At 61.5% G+C, this 17,810-nt stretch carries 15 protein-coding genes; 10 read left to right on the top strand and 5 right to left on the bottom strand.

All coding sequences use genetic code 11. From position 1 onward, the window contains the following. Positions 1–53: 53 nt before the first annotated feature. Together ACZ5WW_RS20440 and ACZ5WW_RS20435 are read left to right on the top strand one after the other, a co-directional pair. Positions 54–2,669, top strand: a complete 2,616-nt coding sequence (locus tag ACZ5WW_RS20440; protein ID WP_377162314.1) for a M1 family aminopeptidase — start codon at positions 54–56, stop codon at positions 2,667–2,669. A gap of 13 nt (positions 2,670–2,682) precedes the next feature. Beyond that, positions 2,683–3,054, top strand: a complete 372-nt coding sequence (locus ACZ5WW_RS20435) for a metallopeptidase family protein (RefSeq protein WP_377162312.1) — start codon at positions 2,683–2,685, stop codon at positions 3,052–3,054. A 4-nt stretch (positions 3,055–3,058) separates the two neighbouring features. Here the strand turns inward: ACZ5WW_RS20435 and recR are convergent, their stop codons facing one another. From recR to ACZ5WW_RS20420, 3 genes are read right to left on the bottom strand one after another with little or no spacing between them, the layout of a single operon-like run. Further along, entirely contained in the window at positions 3,059–3,667 is a 609-nt protein-coding gene (gene recR / locus ACZ5WW_RS20430) for a recombination mediator RecR (protein WP_377162310.1), read from the bottom strand. Positions 3,668–3,678: 11 nt separating this feature from the next. After that, on the bottom strand, positions 3,679–4,965 hold the full coding sequence (locus ACZ5WW_RS20425) for an adenylate/guanylate cyclase domain-containing protein (protein WP_377162308.1): 1,287 nt from the start codon (positions 4,963–4,965) through the stop codon (positions 3,679–3,681). Then, positions 4,955–6,637: an AAA family ATPase gene (locus ACZ5WW_RS20420; RefSeq protein WP_377162306.1), complete on the bottom strand. Its 1,683-nt coding sequence runs from the start codon at positions 6,635–6,637 to the stop codon at positions 4,955–4,957. Before ACZ5WW_RS20420 ends, ACZ5WW_RS20425 begins: the two co-directional genes overlap by 11 nt. A gap of 129 nt (positions 6,638–6,766) precedes the next feature. On the opposite strand from ACZ5WW_RS20420, the gene argC reads away from it, so the two are divergent. The 8 genes from argC (at position 6,767) to ACZ5WW_RS20380 (ending at position 15,258) form a co-directional block, all read left to right on the top strand. Next, positions 6,767–7,816 carry an N-acetyl-gamma-glutamyl-phosphate reductase gene (gene argC / locus ACZ5WW_RS20415; protein ID WP_377162304.1) on the top strand — a complete coding sequence of 350 codons (1,050 nt, stop codon included), beginning with the start codon at positions 6,767–6,769 and terminating at the stop codon, positions 7,814–7,816. 4 nt (positions 7,817–7,820) lie between these two features. Next, positions 7,821–9,107 carry a bifunctional glutamate N-acetyltransferase/amino-acid acetyltransferase ArgJ gene (argJ, locus tag ACZ5WW_RS20410; RefSeq protein ID WP_377162302.1) on the top strand — a complete coding sequence of 429 codons (1,287 nt, stop codon included), beginning with the start codon at positions 7,821–7,823 and terminating at the stop codon, positions 9,105–9,107. Between the two features lie 27 nt (positions 9,108–9,134). Beyond that, a complete protein-coding gene (gene argB / locus ACZ5WW_RS20405) occupies positions 9,135–9,992 on the top strand; it encodes an acetylglutamate kinase (RefSeq protein WP_377162300.1) in 858 nt (285 codons plus the stop codon). Between the two features lie 7 nt (positions 9,993–9,999). After that, positions 10,000–11,232 (top strand): aspartate aminotransferase family protein, encoded by a 1,233-nt coding sequence (locus ACZ5WW_RS20400; RefSeq protein WP_377162298.1) that lies wholly within the window; start codon positions 10,000–10,002, stop codon positions 11,230–11,232. A 14-nt stretch (positions 11,233–11,246) separates the two neighbouring features. Beyond that, on the top strand, positions 11,247–12,149 hold the full coding sequence (argF, locus tag ACZ5WW_RS20395) for an ornithine carbamoyltransferase (RefSeq protein ID WP_377162296.1): 903 nt from the start codon (positions 11,247–11,249) through the stop codon (positions 12,147–12,149). Positions 12,150–12,416: 267 nt separating this feature from the next. Continuing rightward, complete coding sequence (locus ACZ5WW_RS20390) at positions 12,417–13,172, top strand: FkbM family methyltransferase (protein WP_377162294.1); 756 nt, start codon at positions 12,417–12,419, stop codon at positions 13,170–13,172. Between the two features lie 91 nt (positions 13,173–13,263). Next, positions 13,264–14,076 carry a glutamate racemase gene (gene murI, locus ACZ5WW_RS20385; RefSeq protein WP_377162292.1) on the top strand — a complete coding sequence of 271 codons (813 nt, stop codon included), beginning with the start codon at positions 13,264–13,266 and terminating at the stop codon, positions 14,074–14,076. Positions 14,077–14,136: 60 nt separating this feature from the next. Next, a complete protein-coding gene (locus tag ACZ5WW_RS20380; RefSeq protein ID WP_377162290.1) occupies positions 14,137–15,258 on the top strand; it encodes an LptF/LptG family permease in 1,122 nt (373 codons plus the stop codon). Between the two features lie 8 nt (positions 15,259–15,266). Here ACZ5WW_RS20380 and ACZ5WW_RS20375 read toward each other — a convergent pair whose 3' ends face one another. Beyond that, the gene (locus ACZ5WW_RS20375; RefSeq protein ID WP_377162288.1) at positions 15,267–16,565 is read right to left on the bottom strand and encodes an amidohydrolase; all 1,299 of its coding nucleotides are present in this window, start codon (positions 16,563–16,565) and stop codon (positions 15,267–15,269) included. A 39-nt stretch (positions 16,566–16,604) separates the two neighbouring features. After that, positions 16,605–17,789, bottom strand: coding sequence for an alpha/beta hydrolase (locus ACZ5WW_RS20370; protein WP_377162286.1), 1,185 nt, complete (start codon positions 17,787–17,789; stop codon positions 16,605–16,607). Positions 17,790–17,810: the final 21 nt, after the last annotated feature.

Below are 17,810 nucleotides of genomic sequence, written 5' to 3'. Positions count from 1 at the left end.
CTTCCTGATTGTGCTTGCCACCCGGCATCGGGTTGGGGATGCTCGAAGCCATCATGCGCATCCGCCCTTTTTTACTAGCCGCCGCCTTGCTGACCGTGGAGGCCGCAGCAGACTCCTCCGACTGCCGGATCTGTGACAAGCACCTGCTGCCGCAGCCGCAGCAGCTCATCCCAGGCCGGAAATATGCGAGAGACCGCCGGGCGGACATCCTGCATGTGAAGCTGGATGTGACTCCGGATTTTGCCAAACGCACGGTGTCGGGCACGGCCACTCTGCGCTTCAAGCCGATCGCGCTGCCGCTGGAGAAACTGGAACTGGATGCGGTGGACCTGAACATCAACACCATCACGGCTGACGGTGCGCAGGTGGCGGAGCATCAGGTCACAGGTGACAAGCTCATCGTCAACTTTGCGAAAGCGGTGGCCCCCGATGCGGAGGTGACGATGAGCGTGACCTATTCCGCGAAACCTGAGCACGGGCTGTATTTCCGCACCCCGGAGATGGGCTACAAGGCGGGCGACACCCAGGTCTGGAGCCAGGGAGAGGCGGAGGAGCACCGGTTTTGGTTCCCGAGCTACGACTACCCGAACGAGCGCTTCACCAGCGAGGTGATCTGCCATGTGCCGAAGGGCATGCAAGCCGTCTCCAACGGGAGGCTGCAAAGCGAAAAGCCCGGCAAAGACGGACTCGTGACGTTTCACTGGCTGCAGGACAAGCCGCATGTGAACTACCTCATCGCGCTGGCTGCGGGGCACTTCCACAGGCTGGAGGACAAGGCGGGCGGCCTGCCGCTGGCGCTGCTGGTGCCGCCCTCACACAAGGCGCAGGCGGCGAATGCCTTCACTGACACGGGCAAGATCATCGAGTTTTACCAGAAGGAAACCGGCGTGCCGTTTGCCTGGGACAAGTATTACCAGGTGTACTGCCTCGACTTCATCGCGGGAGGGATGGAGAACACGAGCTGCACCTTTGAGGCGGCCGACATGCTCTTCAACTCAGACACCGAGGAGCTGCGCTCTCTGCATGAGCTGGATGCACATGAAACGGCGCACCAGTGGTTCGGAGACCTGGTGACCTGCCGGGACTGGTCACACCTGTGGCTGAATGAAGGCTTTGCCACCTATTACACGATTCTGTACGAGGAGCAGAAGCGCGGCACGGATGCGATGAAGTACGCGCTCTGGCAGGAAGCCCAGCAGGTGTTTCAGGCCAACGACACCCGCCCCATCGTCTGGCGTGACTATGGTGACCCGATGCAGCAGTTTGACTCACGCGCCTACCCCAAGGGGGCGTGGGTGCTGCATATGCTGCGCAGCCAGCTGGGGGCGGATTTGTACCGCAGGTGCATCAGGACCTATCTTGAGCGGCACCGCAACGGCATCGTGCGCACCGAGGATTTGCAGGACGTGATCGAAGAAGTCAGCGGGCTGTCGTTTGACCAGTTTTTTGACCAGTGGCTGTTTCACGGAGGCGTGCCGGAGCTGAAGATCGACTATGCCTGGGATCCCGGCACGAAGCAGGCCAAAATCACCGTGAGGCAGACGCAAAAGCTCAGCGAGCAGGTGCGGCTCTTCCGGGTGCCGCTGCCGGTGGGCTTTGCCCTGCCCGGCCAGAAGGAGATGCTGCGTTTCAAGGCAGACGTCAGCAAGGAGGCTGAGGACTTTTACTTTCCGCTGCCCGCCCAGCCGGAGCTGGTGCGGATTGATCCGGACTACACCGTGCTGACCAAGGTCTCCTTCACACCGCCTGGGCCGATGCTGGACAAACAGCTGCAGGCCGATGTGATCGGGCGCCTGCTCGCCGTCGGCATGCTTGGAGACAGGCACATCGACAAGCTCGGCAAGGTGCTGCGCGAGGATGCCTTCCACGCAGTGAGATCCGAAGCGGCCAGAGCGCTGGCCAAGATCGCAGAACCTGAGGCACGCGCCGCTTTGATGGCGGGCAGCAGCGGGCAAAAAGACGCCCGCGTGCGCAGGGCCGTGGTGCAGGGCCTGGCCATGCTCAACACCGCAGAGTCGCAGAAAACGCTGTGGGACATGGCGCAGAGCGAGAAGAACCCCGACATCCTGGCAGTCATCATCGACTCCTGGGGCGCGCGCCCTGGTGATGCTGAAGTCGCCAAGGCCCTCCGCGCCCAGCTGAGCGGCACCAGCTTCAACCACGCGCTGCAGATAGCCGCCATCCGAGCCCTGCGCGCCCAGGATGACGAAACCGCCCTGGGTGAGATCCTGGCCCGGGTGCAGTCACTCAACGATCTTCGCGGCCGGGATGCAGGGACGGCGTTTGACGCCATCGCGTTTCTTGCCCGCCGGCCCACGAATGAGCAGCGCAATGCCGTGCGTGAATTTCTCAGCAGCAAGCTCACGGACCCGCGCAGCTCCTGGCGTGCGGCCAGCGCGAGAGCCCTCGGAACGCTGAGGGACCCAAGAGCGCTGGCCGTGCTGGAGCCGATGCTTGCAGGAGGGGGGGCGCGTATCGACCCCGTGCGTGAGGCGGCGGCCAAAGCCGTGCAGGACATCCGTGCCGGACTGGAGAGTCCTGCCGACCTGAAAAAGCTGTGGGACCGTGTGCAGCAACTGCAAAAGCAGGCCGAAGAACAGCAGAACGAACTCGAAACCCTAAAGAAGAAAGCACAGCCAACGGCCGCTGAGAAGAAAGCAGGCCGCTAACCCTTCATACCGCATGCAATTTCCGCGCCTTCTGAACATCGCCACCAAAGTCGTCAAAGACACGCTGCTCTCACTGCCCACGAACATCCGCCATGAAGCTGAGGACTGCCGCATCGAGTTTTCGGAAATGGATGCCCTGATCGACATTGATGAGGATCTTGACCCCGACCTGCTGGGATTGTTTGAAGGCAACACACGGAGCGACCCGCTGCCGGAGTCGCCTGATGAAATGCCGCGCATCCGGCTGTTTCTGGACAACCTCTGGGACGAATGCGGCGGCGAGCTGAGCACGTACCGGCACGAGGTCCGCATCACCTTTCTTCATGAGCTGGGGCATTATCTCGGGCTGGATGAAGACGAGGTGGCCGAACTGGGCCTGGCATGAGGCTTCAGCCCATCTTCCGACGGCCGTGCAATGCCTGATAGAGCGTGAGCTCATCCACGTGATCCAAGCCACCGCCTGCGGGCATGCCCTGGGCCAGCCGGGTGACGGCAATGCCCGCCGGGCGCAGGAGGTCTGCGATGTAGCTGGCGGTGGCCTCGCCTTCGACATCGGAGCCGAGGGCGATGATGACCTCCTCCGTATGGAGGTCACGCGCACGACTGAGGAGTGACTCGATGCGCAGATCCTCCGGCGTCACGTTGTCGAGAGGCGAAAGCCTGCCACCGAGCACGTGGTACAACCCCTGGAAGGCGCCTGAGCGCTCCATGCGCAGGACATCGGCAGCCTGCTCGACCACACAAAGCTGCTGGCGGTGACGGCGGGGATCGTGGCAAAGGAGGCAGCTGGAGCCGCTTTCGATGAAGAAGCCGCAGTCTTCGCAGGGAATGATGAGCTCCTTGACCTCCAGCAAGGTGTTGGAGAGCAGAGGGATGCGCTCGTCGCTGCGCTGGAGGAGCCAGATCATGAGGCGCTCCGCGCTGCGCGGCCCGAGGCCGGGGAGCGATTTGAGCTGGGCGACGAGGCGCTGGATCGCTGGTGGGTAGTCTATGCGCACGGTAAAACAGCTCAGGTCACGGCGAGTGTGCGCGCATGTTTGGGCACCTCTTTGGACGAGGATGATTTTTCCTTCAGAGCCAGCTCGACGCGCTCCATGAAGTATTTGAGGGGGGCATCCTCACGCCCCTCGATGACGGCAATGCGGAAGCTTTCCTGCGCCTGCTTCAGCTCGCCTTTGCGATACTGCACGACGCCCTGCCAGAAGGCGTCCCGGACACGAGCCTCGGGCTCAGGCAGCCCGCCCTTGGCGGCGAGGAGTTCATATACCTCGGTCATCTGAGTGGAACCGGCGGTGCTTATCATCTCCATCGGCCGAACCTCTGACTCCTCCTTGGCGAGGGCGTATGTTTTCGCGCTGAGGAGCACCTTGCTGCCGTATTCGGCATTCAAACCGCAGAGCTGCGCGGCAAAATCAACGACCTCCCCTACCGCGCTGAAGCTTTCAAAGTGGCTGACACCAAAGAGACCGCAAAGCACCGGACCGGAACTGACGGCGACGCCGATCTGCGCCTTTTTGCCGAAGCGCAGCTCAATCTCACGCGCCACGGTCTCCAGGTGGGGACGCAACAGCACAGCCACCTGAACCGCGTGCGCGGCATGACTTTCGTCCGAAAGAGGGAAGCCGAAAAAGACGCGGACCTGGCGGGCATTGCAGTCGTCGAGATAAGCTCCGTGCCCGACAAGAAACTCTGAAATGCTGCGCTGGAAATGCGTGGCGAGCTCCTCAAACTGCGGTGCCTCAATGCCGGTGGAAAGCTCGGCGAGATTCAGCAGGCGGCAGGTCAGGGACGTGATCTCACGCCGCCCGGTCATTTTGGCGGGATTGTTCTGACGTGCCAGCTCATCAAACTGGCGTGTGGAGAGCCGCCCGACAAAATACCCGCGCATGACATGGCAGCGGTAGGCATTGACGGAACCGCCCGCCGCGATGCCTGCGATGCCGGCCAGCCACAGCGCGAGCGCGCCGGAGACGGGCTCAAACAAGACGCCGCTCATGGCCATGATGCAGCCAAAGGTGGCCGTGAGAAAAGTGCCGCCGAGGAGGAATGCAAAGCGGCGCCACTGCGAGGGCATCTCCACACACACCCAGGCGCTGATGAAGGCCATGAGGGTGTAGTAGCCATACTGCAGCCAGACGGCCTGCTTCAAGCCGCCGGCAGGCAGAATGAAACCGCGTGCGTACAAGGTGGCAAACCATTCGGCCGTGGCCTTGAAAAATCCAAGCTGGTACGTGGCCAGCAGAGGAATGCAGACCAGCACTCCAATGAACATGGCGGCGGCATGATTACGATTCATGAGCAGGAGAGTCGGGGGTGAGATCAATGATGTTGGATGCGGGCGGCGAAGGCCGGCTGCGGCAGGCGTTCACGACGAGTTCGCTGACGTACCTGTCCGGACTGGCAACCGCCTCAGGAGTGATGGCAAAGCGCGTGTCTCCCGTGCTGCGGGTCACGAGTTTGAGGCCAAAGGGGTAATCTTTGAAGAGTTTCATGCACATGGCCTCCACGTGCATGCCTTCACGCTGGGCGCGCGCCGCGACTGCGGCGATGGCCTCGTCGTCAAAGTCGAGGGTGAAGCCGTGCTCGCGCTGGAAACGCTCGGCAAAGGCCCTGACCTCGCCGGCATGAGCTGCGCCCAGCACTCTGAACTGGCTGGCGGCTTCGGCACGGCACCTGGCGAGCGTTTGCTCCGGCTCTCTGACCAGGGCGCCGTCGATCTGCAGTTCAGGGAGGCCGAGGCTGGGCATTTCAAACTTGAAATCACGCAGTACCTGCTCCCAGGCGGTCACGAGACCGCGCGCGCCTGTTTTCTCCTCCTCCGCCCGGCCGGCGATCTCGCGCAGGGCGTCGTCCTTGAAGACGGCTTTGACGCCGTAGGCGGCGAACTCACGCTCATACTGGCGGATGAGGCTGCCCTCGGAGTTTTTCATGATCTGGAACATGTCGTCCGCGCTCAGGGGATCACAGACGACTCGGACGGGCAGGCGGCCGATGAACTCGGCCTCAAAGCCGTAGTCGATGAAGTCCTTGGTGCGCGCTTCGCGGAAGAGATGCTCGGGGGCGGTGTTTTTTGCCTCTGCGGAGACAAAGCCGATGGATTTCCGGTTGGTGCGCTTTTCGATGATCTTTTCCAGGCCGCCGAACGCACCGCTGACAATGAAGAGTATGTTGCGCGTGTTGACCACTTCGCGGCCCGTGCGGCCCTTGCGGGTGTCAAACATCATCTGCATCTGGCTGCGGATGTCGTTCGGCGCGTAGAGGGCGACCTCCGTCTCCTCCATGAGCTTCAGCAGGGTGGTCTGCACGCCGCGGCCGCTGACGTCGCGCCCGAGGCGCTCGGGACCGCTGCTGAGCTTGTCGATTTCATCCAGATAGATGATGCCGTGCTCCGCGAGTTCGATGTCGCCATTGGCTTTCGCGACGAGATCACGCACCAGGTCATCCACGTCTGCGCCGACGTAGCCGGTTTCGCTGAACTTGGTGGCGTCCGCCTTGACGAAGGGCACGCCAATGAGGTCGGCGATGTGTTTGACGAGGTAGGTCTTGCCGACGCCGGTGGGCCCGATGATGATGACGTTCTGCTTTGAAAATTCCAGCTTTGTGCCGCCGGAGTTGGACTCGCGGTCGTCACGCAGCATCCGGGCGTGGTGATAGTGGTCGCATACCGCCGTGGCGAGGACCTTTTTAGCCTCGTCCTGCCGGATGACGAAGCGGTCCAGGTGCGCTTTGATGTCTGCCGGCCGGTAGTTGAACTCGAAAACCCTGCCAGGGTCCGGCCTGGCGGCTGCTGCGGGCTTTTCATCCCCCTCTGGCATGGGGCGCCCCCCCGGACTTTCGACACGTGTGAAAAGAACCTGGCCGCCGAGGGTGTTTTTGATGAAATCCTCCAGCTTGCGCGTGATCTCCTCCGGACTTCCGGGCGCTTTGGGTTTGTCCGTCTCAGGGAGTTCTGGCGTGGGGTCGCTCATGGGGAAACCGATAGTGAGCCAGACGAAGCCTGCTGACAAGCGGCACGATGAGTGCTGTGGTCTGGCGATAAATGCTCTTTTTCAGGGTTGCATGGCCCTTTTGACATCCCATACTCCGCCCCCCGCATTATGTCCGCACCTGTCAAAGTCGCCGTCGTTGGAGCCAGTGGTTATTCTGGAGCTGAGCTGCTGCGCCTGCTGCTGCGCCACCCGAACGCCGAACTCGTCGCCGTCACCTCACGATCCCTGGCAGGGAAAGCGCTCTCGAAGGAGTTTCCACGCTTCCGCGGTGTGGGGATAGCGGATACCCTGACCTTCACCGCACCGGACGCCGCAGCTCTGAAAGCCGCAGGTGCGGAGATCGCCTTTCTGGCGCTTCCACACGGGGTTTCCGCCGAATACGCCAAGCCCCTGCTCGAGCTGGGGCTCAAGGTGATCGACCTGAGCGCGGACTTCCGTCTGCGGAGTCCGGCGCTGTATGAGGAGTTTTACGGCCACGCGCATCCTGCTCCTGAGCTGCTGGACGAAGCGGTGTATGCCCTGCCTGAAGTGCGCGCAGAGGCCATCAAGTCAGCGCGGCTGATCGCCTGCCCCGGGTGCTACCCCACCAGCATTCTGCTGCCGCTCATCCCCCTGCTCAAGGCGGGGCTGCTGGCGGAGTCTCCCCTGGCCGTTGCCAGCATGAGCGGCGCGAGCGGCGCCGGGCGCAAGGAAAGCATTCCCCTGCTCTTCTGCGAGGTGCAAAACAGCGTGCGCAGCTACAGCGTGCCGCTGCACCGCCACCTGAGCGAAGTGGGCCAGGAGCTGGCCCTTGCCGCAGGACGCGAGGTGAAGCTCTCCTTTGTGCCGCACCTGATGCCGACGCACTCGGGCATCTGCACGACGACCTTCGCACAGCTGCAGCCCGGGGTGACGATTGACCAAATCAGCGCCGCGCTGCATTCGGCCTACGATTCCGCGCCCTTCGTCCGTTTGCTTGGGGTGAACCAGTCTCCAGACACCAAAAACGTCACCGGTACCAATTTCGTGGATATCGGCTGGTCCTACGACGCCCGTGCCGGGCAGCTCATTCTCATGAGCACGGAGGACAACATCGGCAAAGGCGCCTCAGGCCAGGCCGTGCAAAACATGAACCTTATCTGCGGCTTTGAGGCCACCGCAGGCCTGTTGTACGTCTGATCCTATGGCGACCAAAGCACACGACGAACGCGAATGCCGCGTCTCATTCAAAGTCATTGACGGCGGTGTCACCGCAGCCAAGGGCTTCCGCGCCAGCGCCGTGACCTGCGGCATCAAGAATCCTGAGGCAACCCGGCTGGACCTGGCGCTGATCGTTTCCGACGGCCCAACCACGACAGACGCTGTCTTCACGACCAACAAAGTCCGTGCGGCCTGCGTGCGCGTGAGCCAGCAGCACATCAAGGAAAGCGACACGCGCGCCATCATCGCCAACAGCGGCAACGCCAACGCCTGCACGGGCGTTCAGGGCATTCAGGACGCCAAGGCCATGACGAAGGCGGTGGCTGAACAGCTGGGAGTGAAAATGCGCCAGGTGCTTGTGTGCTCCACGGGCATCATCGGCATGCCGATGCCGATCGAACGGGTCATCGTGAAGGTGCCTGATGCCGTGGCCAAGCTGAAGCCGGACGGCTCCGAGGACGCCATGCGCGCCATCATGACGAGCGACACGCGGCCCAAGACCTTTGCGGTGGATGTGCCCTGCGGCAAAGGAAGCTTCCGCATCGGCGGCATTGCCAAAGGTGCAGGCATGATCTGCCCGAACATGGCGACGATGCTGTGCTTCATCACCACGGATGCAAAGATCGGCAAGGATGAGCTGCACCGCTCGATGCGCTACGCGGTGGAGAAAAGCTTCAACTGCATCACCATCGACGGGGACACCAGCACGAATGACACCGTCATCGTGATGAGCAACGGCCAGTCGGATGCGCCGACGATCAAAAAGAACTCGCCTGAGGCCGAGCTCTTCCGCTGCGCGCTGCACAAGGTGATGCTGGAACTCGCCAAGATGATTGTCTGCGACGGCGAGCGCGTGACGAAGTTTGTCGAAATCCGCGTCCGCAACGCCCGCACGCTGGCAGACGCCCGCAAGGTGGCCGAGACGGTTGCGAAGTCACTCTTGGTGAAGTGCTCCTTCCATGGCTGCGACCCGAACTGGGGCCGCATCATCCACGCCGTCGGATATTCCGGGGCACGGATTCGTGAAGAACTCATCGACATTTACTTCGGGGGGCTGCAGGCCTGCAAAGGCGGCCTGGCCACGAAGACACCCGTCGCTGAGATGGAGAAGGTCGTGCAGGAGCCGAAGTTCACCGTCACAATTGACCTCAACCTCGGCACCAGCGGCTACACCGTTTACACCAGCGACCTGTCGGAAGAGTACGTTGATTTCAACAGTGCGGAATACTCCGCCGCCATTCATGCGAAACGCCAGAAGGGCTTCGCCTGACCTGTTCGCGCATTCAGCTTTATCGCGATGAATCCCCTCGAAGCACAAATCACCAAATCCGCCGTACTTCTTGAAGCCCTGCCTTACATGCAGAGCTTCCGAGGGTGCACGTTTTTGATCAAGGTCGGCGGCAGCGCCATGGAAGACCCGGTGCAGGTGGACTCCTTTCTGCGAGACGTGGTGTTTCTGGAAGCCGTGGGCATCAACCCCGTGATCGTCCACGGTGGCGGCAAGGCGATCTCCAAGGCGATGACCGAGTCCGGGCTGCAGGCCAAGTTCATCAACGGCATGCGTGTGACCGATGACGAGACGATCAAGATCGTCGAGGAAACGCTCGCGCGAGTGATCAACCCGGAGATCGTGAACAAGATCAACGCCTTTGGCGGCAAGGCCGTGGGCATTCCCGGGACGGAAGTCTTTCTGGGCGAGAAGATGAAGGGGGATCTCGGGTGGGTCGGTGAAGTGAACGACTGCAAACTCGGCCTGATCCAGGCGGCTGTGGCCGGGGAGTTTGTGCCTGTGGTCTCGCCGGTCGCCCGTGAGCTTGCCTCCGGAAAAACGCTCAACGTGAACGCGGACCTGGCGGCATGCGGTCTGGCGAAGAGGCTGAAGGCCACGAAGCTCATCTTCCTCAGCGATGTGCGCGGTGTGATGCGCGACCCGAAGGATGACAACACATTGATCCCCAGCCTGGACGAAGCCTCCATCGCCAAGCTGAAAGCGGAAGGCATCATCAGCGGGGGCATGATTCCCAAGGTGGACTCATCCCTGGACTCTCTGCGCGGTGGCGTGGGCAAGGTGCACCTGATCGACGGCCGCCTGCCGCATGCGCTCATTCTCGAAATTTTCACGGACGGCGGGATCGGCACCGAAATCCATTTGTAATCCTGAAATGAGAACGAGTGACCAACTGATGCAGGAGTACCTCCTGCCAAACTATGGGCGTTACAACGTGTGGCCTGTGCGCGGCGAAGGGCCGTATGTGTGGGATCGTGACGGGAAGAAGTATCTGGACTTTGCCGGTGGCGTGGCCGTGTGCCCGCTGGGGCATTGCCCCCCGCCTGTGGTGAAGGCGCTGACGGAGCAGGCGAACACACTGATCCATGTTTCGAACTGGTACTGCATCGACAAGCAGGCGGAGCTGGCGCGCATCCTCGTGGAGGAATGCGTGGGCATTCCGGGCAAATGCTTCTTCTGCAACAGCGGTGCGGAGGCGAATGAAGGCCTGCTGAAGCTGGCGCGGAAATACGGCCAGCAGACGGGCGGGCGCTATGAGATCATCACCTTCACCGGGTCTTTCCATGGCCGCACTTTTGGCGCCATGACCGCCACGGCCCAGGAAAAGATCCACGGGGGCTTTGGCCCGCTGCCGCCAGGATTCGTCTATGCACCGTTCAACGACATCGCTGCGCTTGAAGCGGCGATCACGGACAAAACGGTGGCCATTCTCATGGAGCCGGTGCAGGGAGAAAGCGGTGTGAACGCCGTCACGGCCGAGTTTTTGCGCGCCGCCCAGCGGCTGTGCCGTGAGAAAGACCTGCTGCTGCTTCTGGATGAGGTGCAGTGCGGATTTGGCCGTGCAGGGGAGATGGCCGGATGGCGCAGCATTGTGCCGGGAGATGAAATCCAGCCTGATGGAATCAGCTGGGCGAAGGCCATCGGGAGCGGTTTCCCGCTGGGATCTTTCTGGGTGAATGACCGCCGGGATCTGAGCAAGACACTCGGCCCCGGCACACATGGCACGACCTATGGCGGCTCCCCGCTCGCCTGCGCTGTCGGCATCGCCACACTGCGCACGATTCTGGACGAAAAGCTCTGTGACAACGCCAAGGCACGCGGTGCGGCGATTGCGACGGCAGCCTGCGCCTGGAACCATGTGCTGATCAAAGAGGTGCGCCAGCTCGGCCTGTTCATCGGCTTTGAACTCAATACCGAGGCCATTTCGGCCAAGTCCGGCGGCAAACTGCCCTCGATCTTCCTGGCCCAGCAGCTGCTGGATGCCGGGATGATGGTGACCCCCGCCGGCCCCAACGTCGTGCGGTGGCTCTCTCCGCTAAACATCACCGAGGCCCATGCCAAGGAAGGCCTCTCCATTTTCAAGAGCGTGCTCGACCAGCTCGCGTAATCCCGCCAAGAGACATGAACCACCTGCTTTCCATCGAAGAACTGAACCGGGAACAAATCGAGAGAATCGTCGATCTGGCCTGTGTGCTCAAAAAGGACCGCAAGGCGTCGCCTCAGGTGCTCACGGGCCAGCAGTGGGCGCTGATTTTCAGCAAGTCCTCAACACGGACGCGCGTGAGCTTCGAAGTGGGCATCCGTGAGCTGGGCGGCTCTGTGATGTTTCTCTCCAGCGCCGACATCCAGCTGGGCCGTGGGGAACCGATCAAAGACACCGCCCGCGTGATGGGCCGCATGATCCACGGAGCGGTGATCCGCACGTTTGCGCAGCAGGATGTGGTCGATTTCGCGCAGTACAGCGGCATTCCCACCATCAACGCGCTGACCGATGACGAGCATCCCTGCCAGGTGCTGGCGGATTTGCAGACCATCAAAGAGCAGCTGGGAGGCTGGGAGGGAAAACGTGTGTGCTTCCTGGGTGACGGCGACTGCAACATGGCCCGCTCGTGGATCTGGGCCTCGGTGCATCTCGGCTTTGAGCTGGTCATCGGTGCGCCCAAGGCGTTCCAGCCGCAAGAGAGCTTCATGCACCGGGTTCCTGGCAACACGGTGAAGATCGTGGATGATCCCGCCAAAGCGGTGGAAGGCTGCGATGTCGTCTACACCGATGTCTGGGTCAGCATGGGCAAAGAGGCCGAAAGCGCCGACCGCATCGAGACCCTGAAGCCGTGGCAGATCAACGCCGCACTCATGAAGCACGCCAATCCCGGAGCCCTCGTGATGCACTGCCTTCCGGCCTACCGCGGCAAGGAAATCACCGACGAAGTCATGGAAGCTCATGCGGACCTGATCTTTGACCAAGCTGAGAACCGCCTGCACGCGCAGAAGGCGATCATCGTGGAGATCACGCGCAAAGGGTGATGCCGTTTCCTGGCTGTTCAGAGACGGCTGGATTGGAACCTGGATGCGCAAAGAGAAGCGAGAGTTTTGCTGGAGCCTTGCAAGCCGCCGAGGAGCACTTGTGCTACGCGTCCTGACAAGAGATGCCCTGAAGCCGCCTGCCCGCCGGGGGGGGCTTTTTGAGAGCGGCTCCATGCGACGGCTGCGTGCCGGATTAATCAAATTTTGGTCTTCTCTTTTCTTCCTCCAAGTGTATTTCTGCCTTCAGTTTACAGGCACCTACAAACAATGAATTATTATTCGCAATACGGGGAAGACCGGGCTCTGTGGGAGTTTTTCGGCTCCAAGAGCAGCGGCCTTTGCGTTGAAGTCGGCGGCTTCGATGGCGAGACTTTCAGCAACTCGCTGACTTTCGAGGAGAACGGCTGGCGTGCCATCATCGTCGAGCCGATGCCTCACTTTGCTGCAAAAATCCGTGCCCGCCGTCCCGATGTCACGCTCTTCGCATGCGCTGCGGGTGCAGAACCAGGAGAGGCAACGCTGATCATCGCCCACGGTGTTGAAACGCTCTCCACCACCACCGCCGAGCCCGACCATCTGGAACGCATCCGCAAGACGGGAGGCCAGGCAGAAGCCGTGACCGTGCCCATGCGCACACTGGACGACATGCTCGCCGAGGCGGGAGTGGACAAAATTGATTTCATCAGCATCGACGTCGAAGGCGGAGAGCTGGCCGTGCTTGCGGGATTTGATCTGGCGCGCTGGCAGCCGCGGGTGGTCATCCTGGAAAACAATGACAGGAAACGGTGCGGCATCCTGCAGGACGAGATGCTGCGCCGGGGGTACCATTACTACACCAACACGGGCTGCAACGAGTGGTATGTGCCCAGCAGCGAAAAAGCCATCGTCACCCCTCTGCTGAGGCTGAAAAACCGTTTGCGCCGTCTTGCCATGAGCACCCGTGTCCTCGGCAAGAAAATTACAGAGGCTACTGGCTTGAAGACACTGGAGCGCACCATCCGCAAAAAAATCAAAAAGCGGTAAAGGACGTGCGCGGAGTGGGTGCGGGTGTTTTTTCCTGCCCGGCATTGCAGCGATGCGATTGGAATGGTTTGATAGGTTTTACTGATCCCCCATGAGCACTCCCGTCACTGCCAACAGCCCTCTCGGTGTTTTTGACTCCGGCGTGGGCGGCCTGACGGTGGTACGGGCGCTGAGAGACCTGCTGCCGAACGAGTCGATCGTCTATCTCGGGGACACGGCGCGTGTGCCGTATGGCTCGAAGTCTCCGGACACGATCCGACGATTCTCCGTGGAGGACACGCAGTTTCTCGTCTCGCATGGGGTGAAAGCGGTGGTGGTGGCGTGCAACACGGCCACCGCACACGCGCTGCCCGTGCTGCAGGCCACCTTTCGTGTGCCGGTGATCGGGGTTCTGGGCCCCGGGGTGGAGGCCACCCTGGCGGAGCCTGGGTGCGAGCGCGTGGGCATCATCGGAACGGCGGGCACCATCCGCAGCCATGCGTACCAGCACGAGATCGCGATGCGGCGGCCGGACATCCTGATCGAAGCGAAGGCGACGCCCCTTCTCGTGCCGTTTGTGGAGGAAGGCTGGACGGACCACCCGGCGCTGAAGTCCGTGCTGCGGGAATATCTGAAACCGATGCTGGACAGGGGGATCGACACACTGGTGCTGGGCTGCACGCACTACCCGCTGCTGGTGCCGGTGCTGAAACGCATGCTGGGGCAGAAAGTGCGGCTGGTGGACTCTGCCAGCACCTGTGCGGCGCATGTGAAGGCGAGCCTGGAAGAGGGCGGGCTGCTACGCACGGCCAAGTCCAAACCCACGCTGGACATCTACCTCACGGATCATTCCGAGCAGGCGGAAAACCTTGCCAAGCGGTTTCTGGGCACGGATTTTGGCAAAGTGAAGAAGGCCGCCGTTTGAAGCAGTCCATGGCAATCTCAAATTGCCCGGAGCTGAAGACTTGCTAGCCTGAACGACTCCATGTTTCCGCGCATCTTTGACCGCTATCTAGGCCGCCAGGTCGCATCAGCCACGCTGATCGGCGTGGCGCTGCTGAGCGGTGTGATGGTGCTGGGCAATGTGTACAAGAAGCTGGACCAGCTGCTGGGCAACACGGAGCTGCCGATCTCGGTGATCGCGGAATTTGTGATGCTGGTCATTCCCTTTTCGCTCATTTTCACGATTCCATGGGCCTTCCTGACAGGAATCCTGCTCGTGTTTGGCCGGCTGTCCGCCGACAATGAGCTGGTGTCTCTGCGCATGACCGGCATGTCGATGCCACGTATCTGCGCGCCGGTCTTCGTGCTGGCGCTGGCGCTCAGCGGCATCTGCCTGTGGGTGAATGTGAGCCTGGCACCGGCTGCGAAGGACCGCATGAAGCGGCTTTTTTACCAGGTGGCGGTGAAAAACCCGGAGACGCTCTTCCAAGAGGGGCAGGTGCTGGAGCGTGTGCCTGGCTACCGCATTTACACGAGCAAGCGTCATGAAAAGACGCTCACCGACATGCACATCATCATGCTGAAGGGCACGCAGGCGAGCACCTACATTCATGCTGACAAGGCCACGCTGCACACGAGTCCCGACTCGATCGATCTGCAGATGGAACTGACCGGCATGACGGAGGAAACCGTGCCGGCGGAGGGAGAGGGCCAGCCGGGCGGACTGGCGATGGAAAAACAGTGGCTCAAGCTGCCGCTGTCAGAGATGCAAAAAGATGCCGTGAGAGTGAACGCCAGCATGAAGACGACGAGCGCACTGGCGGAAGAAGTGAGGACGTGGAAAGACACGGTGACCGGGGAAGCCCTGACGCCGGTGACGCGCTCCCTTTCGCTCACCGAACTGAGCAAACGCTACAGCTTTTCGATGGCGTGTGTCACCTTTGCGCTGGTGGGCATCCCGCTAGGGGTGACGGCACAAAGGCGTGAAACTTCGTCGGGCTTTGCGCTGAGCCTGATCACGGCCACGGTTTACATCGTCTTCATCATCCTGGCGGACACGCTGAATGACAAGCCGGCGGCGATGCCGCACCTCATCATGTGGCTGCCCAATGTGATCTTCCTCGGCATGGGCGGCTGGCTGTTTTACAAGCTCAGCCGCAAGTAGCGCGGGCATTACTTCTTCATGAGCCCCAAGACGGCGGAGGTCATGGCCGTGACGCCGGTCTCGATGCTGGGCCCGGGGACGGGCTTGAAGTAGGGCGAATGCAGGGACGGAAGTGTGGTGCCCTTGGCCCTGGCAGCGGCGACCACGGCAGGGGGCTGCGTGCCGAGCCAGAACATGCACAGAGGCACCTTGTCCTTGGTCATGCCGTATTCGGAGAAATCCTCGGCCCCCATGACGGGCTCGCGCGTGAGAACATTGTCCGCCCCGATGGCGGCGCCGATGTAGCCGCGCACCTCCTGGCAGAGCTCAGGCTGGTTGTAGAGGGCGGTGGCGCTGTCTTCCGACACAATGACCTCGGGCATTTTGTCCGCAGGCATGCTGGCGGACTCCGCCTGGGCTTTGACGATGCGTTTGATGGAGTCGATCAGATGCTGCCGAGTTTCCTTTTTGTAGCTGCGCAGTGTGAGCTGCAGGCGGACTTCATCTGAGATGATGTTGCTCTTGGTGCCGCCGTGGATGCTGCCGACGGTGACGACAGCGGGGTCTCCCGGCCTGACCTCGCGGCTGACGATGGTCTGCAGGGCCAGCACGATCTGGGAGGAGAGAACGATGGGGTCTTTGCAAAGATGCGGCATGGAGCCGTGGCCGCCCACGCCCTTCACCACGATTTCCACGGAGTCCACATTGGCCAGCGCGAAGCCCTCGACGATGCCGATGGTGCCATGCGCCATGTCTGAGGCGCAGTGCAGGGCGATGGCCTTGTCCGGCCTGGGGAACTTGGAGAACAAGCCGTCCCGCAGCATGAAGCGAGCGCCGAGCACACGCTCCTCCGCCGGCTGGCCGATCATGACAAGCGTGCCGCGCCACTGAGCCTTGAGAGCAGCCAAGGCACGCGCGGTGCCGACGAAGCTCGTCATGTGCACGTCATGGCCGCAGGCATGCATGACATTGACGTCGCGGCCGAGGTCGTCCTTCACCACCTTGGTGCTGGCGTAGGGTGCGCCCGTCTGCTCTTTCACGGGCAGGGCATCGAGATCTGTGCGCACGAGGATGACGGGCCCCTCTCCATTTTTCAAGACACCGACGACACCATGACCGCCGACCTTCTCCGTGACCTCCAGCCCGGCAGCACGCAGCTCCTTTGCAATGAGCGCGGCCGTTTCGGTTTCGTGCAATGAGAGCTCAGGGTTGCCATGCAGCCCCTTGTAGAGAGTGACGAGGGAGGGAAGCTCCTGTTTGACGACTGAGGAGAGATCCGCAGCGACGAGGGATGAAGTGACCAGCAGAGATAGTAGAAGCGGCTTCATGGAATGGAGTAAGCCGACAATCTGGGAGTCTTGCAAGGATCAAGGTTGTTTGCCGGCAGCCTGCTGCCTGAGGAGCATTTCGCGCTGGGCTTCGAGCTCGAGCTTCTTCTTTTTCAACCGGCCAAGCTCTTCCATCTGATTCTGGCCGAGAGGCGGATGCCCCTTTTCGCGTTGCTTCATCTCCTTGGCGAGTTCGTCATGCCGCTTCTGAGTTTTGGCGACCTCGGCCATCTGCCCGAGGCGTCTGGCGTCTTCAAGCTGCTTCGCCAGATCGGCCAGCTTTTTGTCATTCATATCGTCGTCGATCCCTGCCAGGCGTATCGCTTCCTTCATTTTTTGGGTCAGCTGCTGGTCCAGCTGGCTGATCTCTTGACCAAGCTGCTTTTCGCTCAGAGAAAAGTGCATGGCCTCCATCCATTCTGCGCAGCGCTGAGGCCAGGCGTTGATGGGCTGCTTGTTGTCGCGCATGCCGAAGCCATGACCGCCTTTGGTGAAGAGATGGAGCTCGCAGGGGATGCCGAGTTTTTTGTATTCGAGATAGAGCACGGTGGCGGCGGTGGGATTTTGACCGTCGTCGTGAGCGCACGCCAGGAACATGGGCGGAGCGTCCTGGGGCACGGTGAAGCCGTCTTTGAGCTTGGTGGGATCTTTGTAGTCCACAAAACCGCCGCCGTAGATCATGATGCCAAAGTTGGGAAGCTCGGTCTTGGTGGCGCGGTCGCAGGCGATGTGAGCGAGGAGATTGCCGCCAGCGCTGAATCCGAGCAGGCCGACGCGAGAGGGGTCCAGATTCCATTCTTTCGAATGTGAGCGCACGAGTGCGATGGCCTGGGCGGCATCGGCCACCGGCTTTTCATGTGGCGCAGCCTCGTCGCGAGTAGGCGTCCGGTATTTGAGCAGGATGCCGGTGACACCGAGGGTGTTGAGCCACTCGCAGACCTGGGAGCCTTCATGGATGGCAGAGAGGAAGACGTAGCCGCCGCCGGGCGCGACGATAACGCTGGTGCCGTTGGGTTTTTCCGGACGATAGACGGTGATGGTGGGCTCGTGAATGTCGGTGATGGTGCTTTTCCCAGCCTTGGTGCGGATGAAGTCCTCCGTGGCTTTGGAGTGCGGGAGCATCTGGCCGGGCGGGCCATCGGGCCAGAGCTTGAGTTCCAAAGGCTCGGCCGCGTGAATGCACACAGCAGCGGCCAGGAGAATGGGTGTCAGCAAAGATTTCATGCGCAGATTGGGAGCATGATA

The sequence above is a fragment of the Prosthecobacter fluviatilis genome (assembly GCF_055388355.1).
The sequence above is the reverse complement of the archived record's forward strand: the minus strand, read 5'-3'. Positions and strand labels throughout refer to the sequence as shown.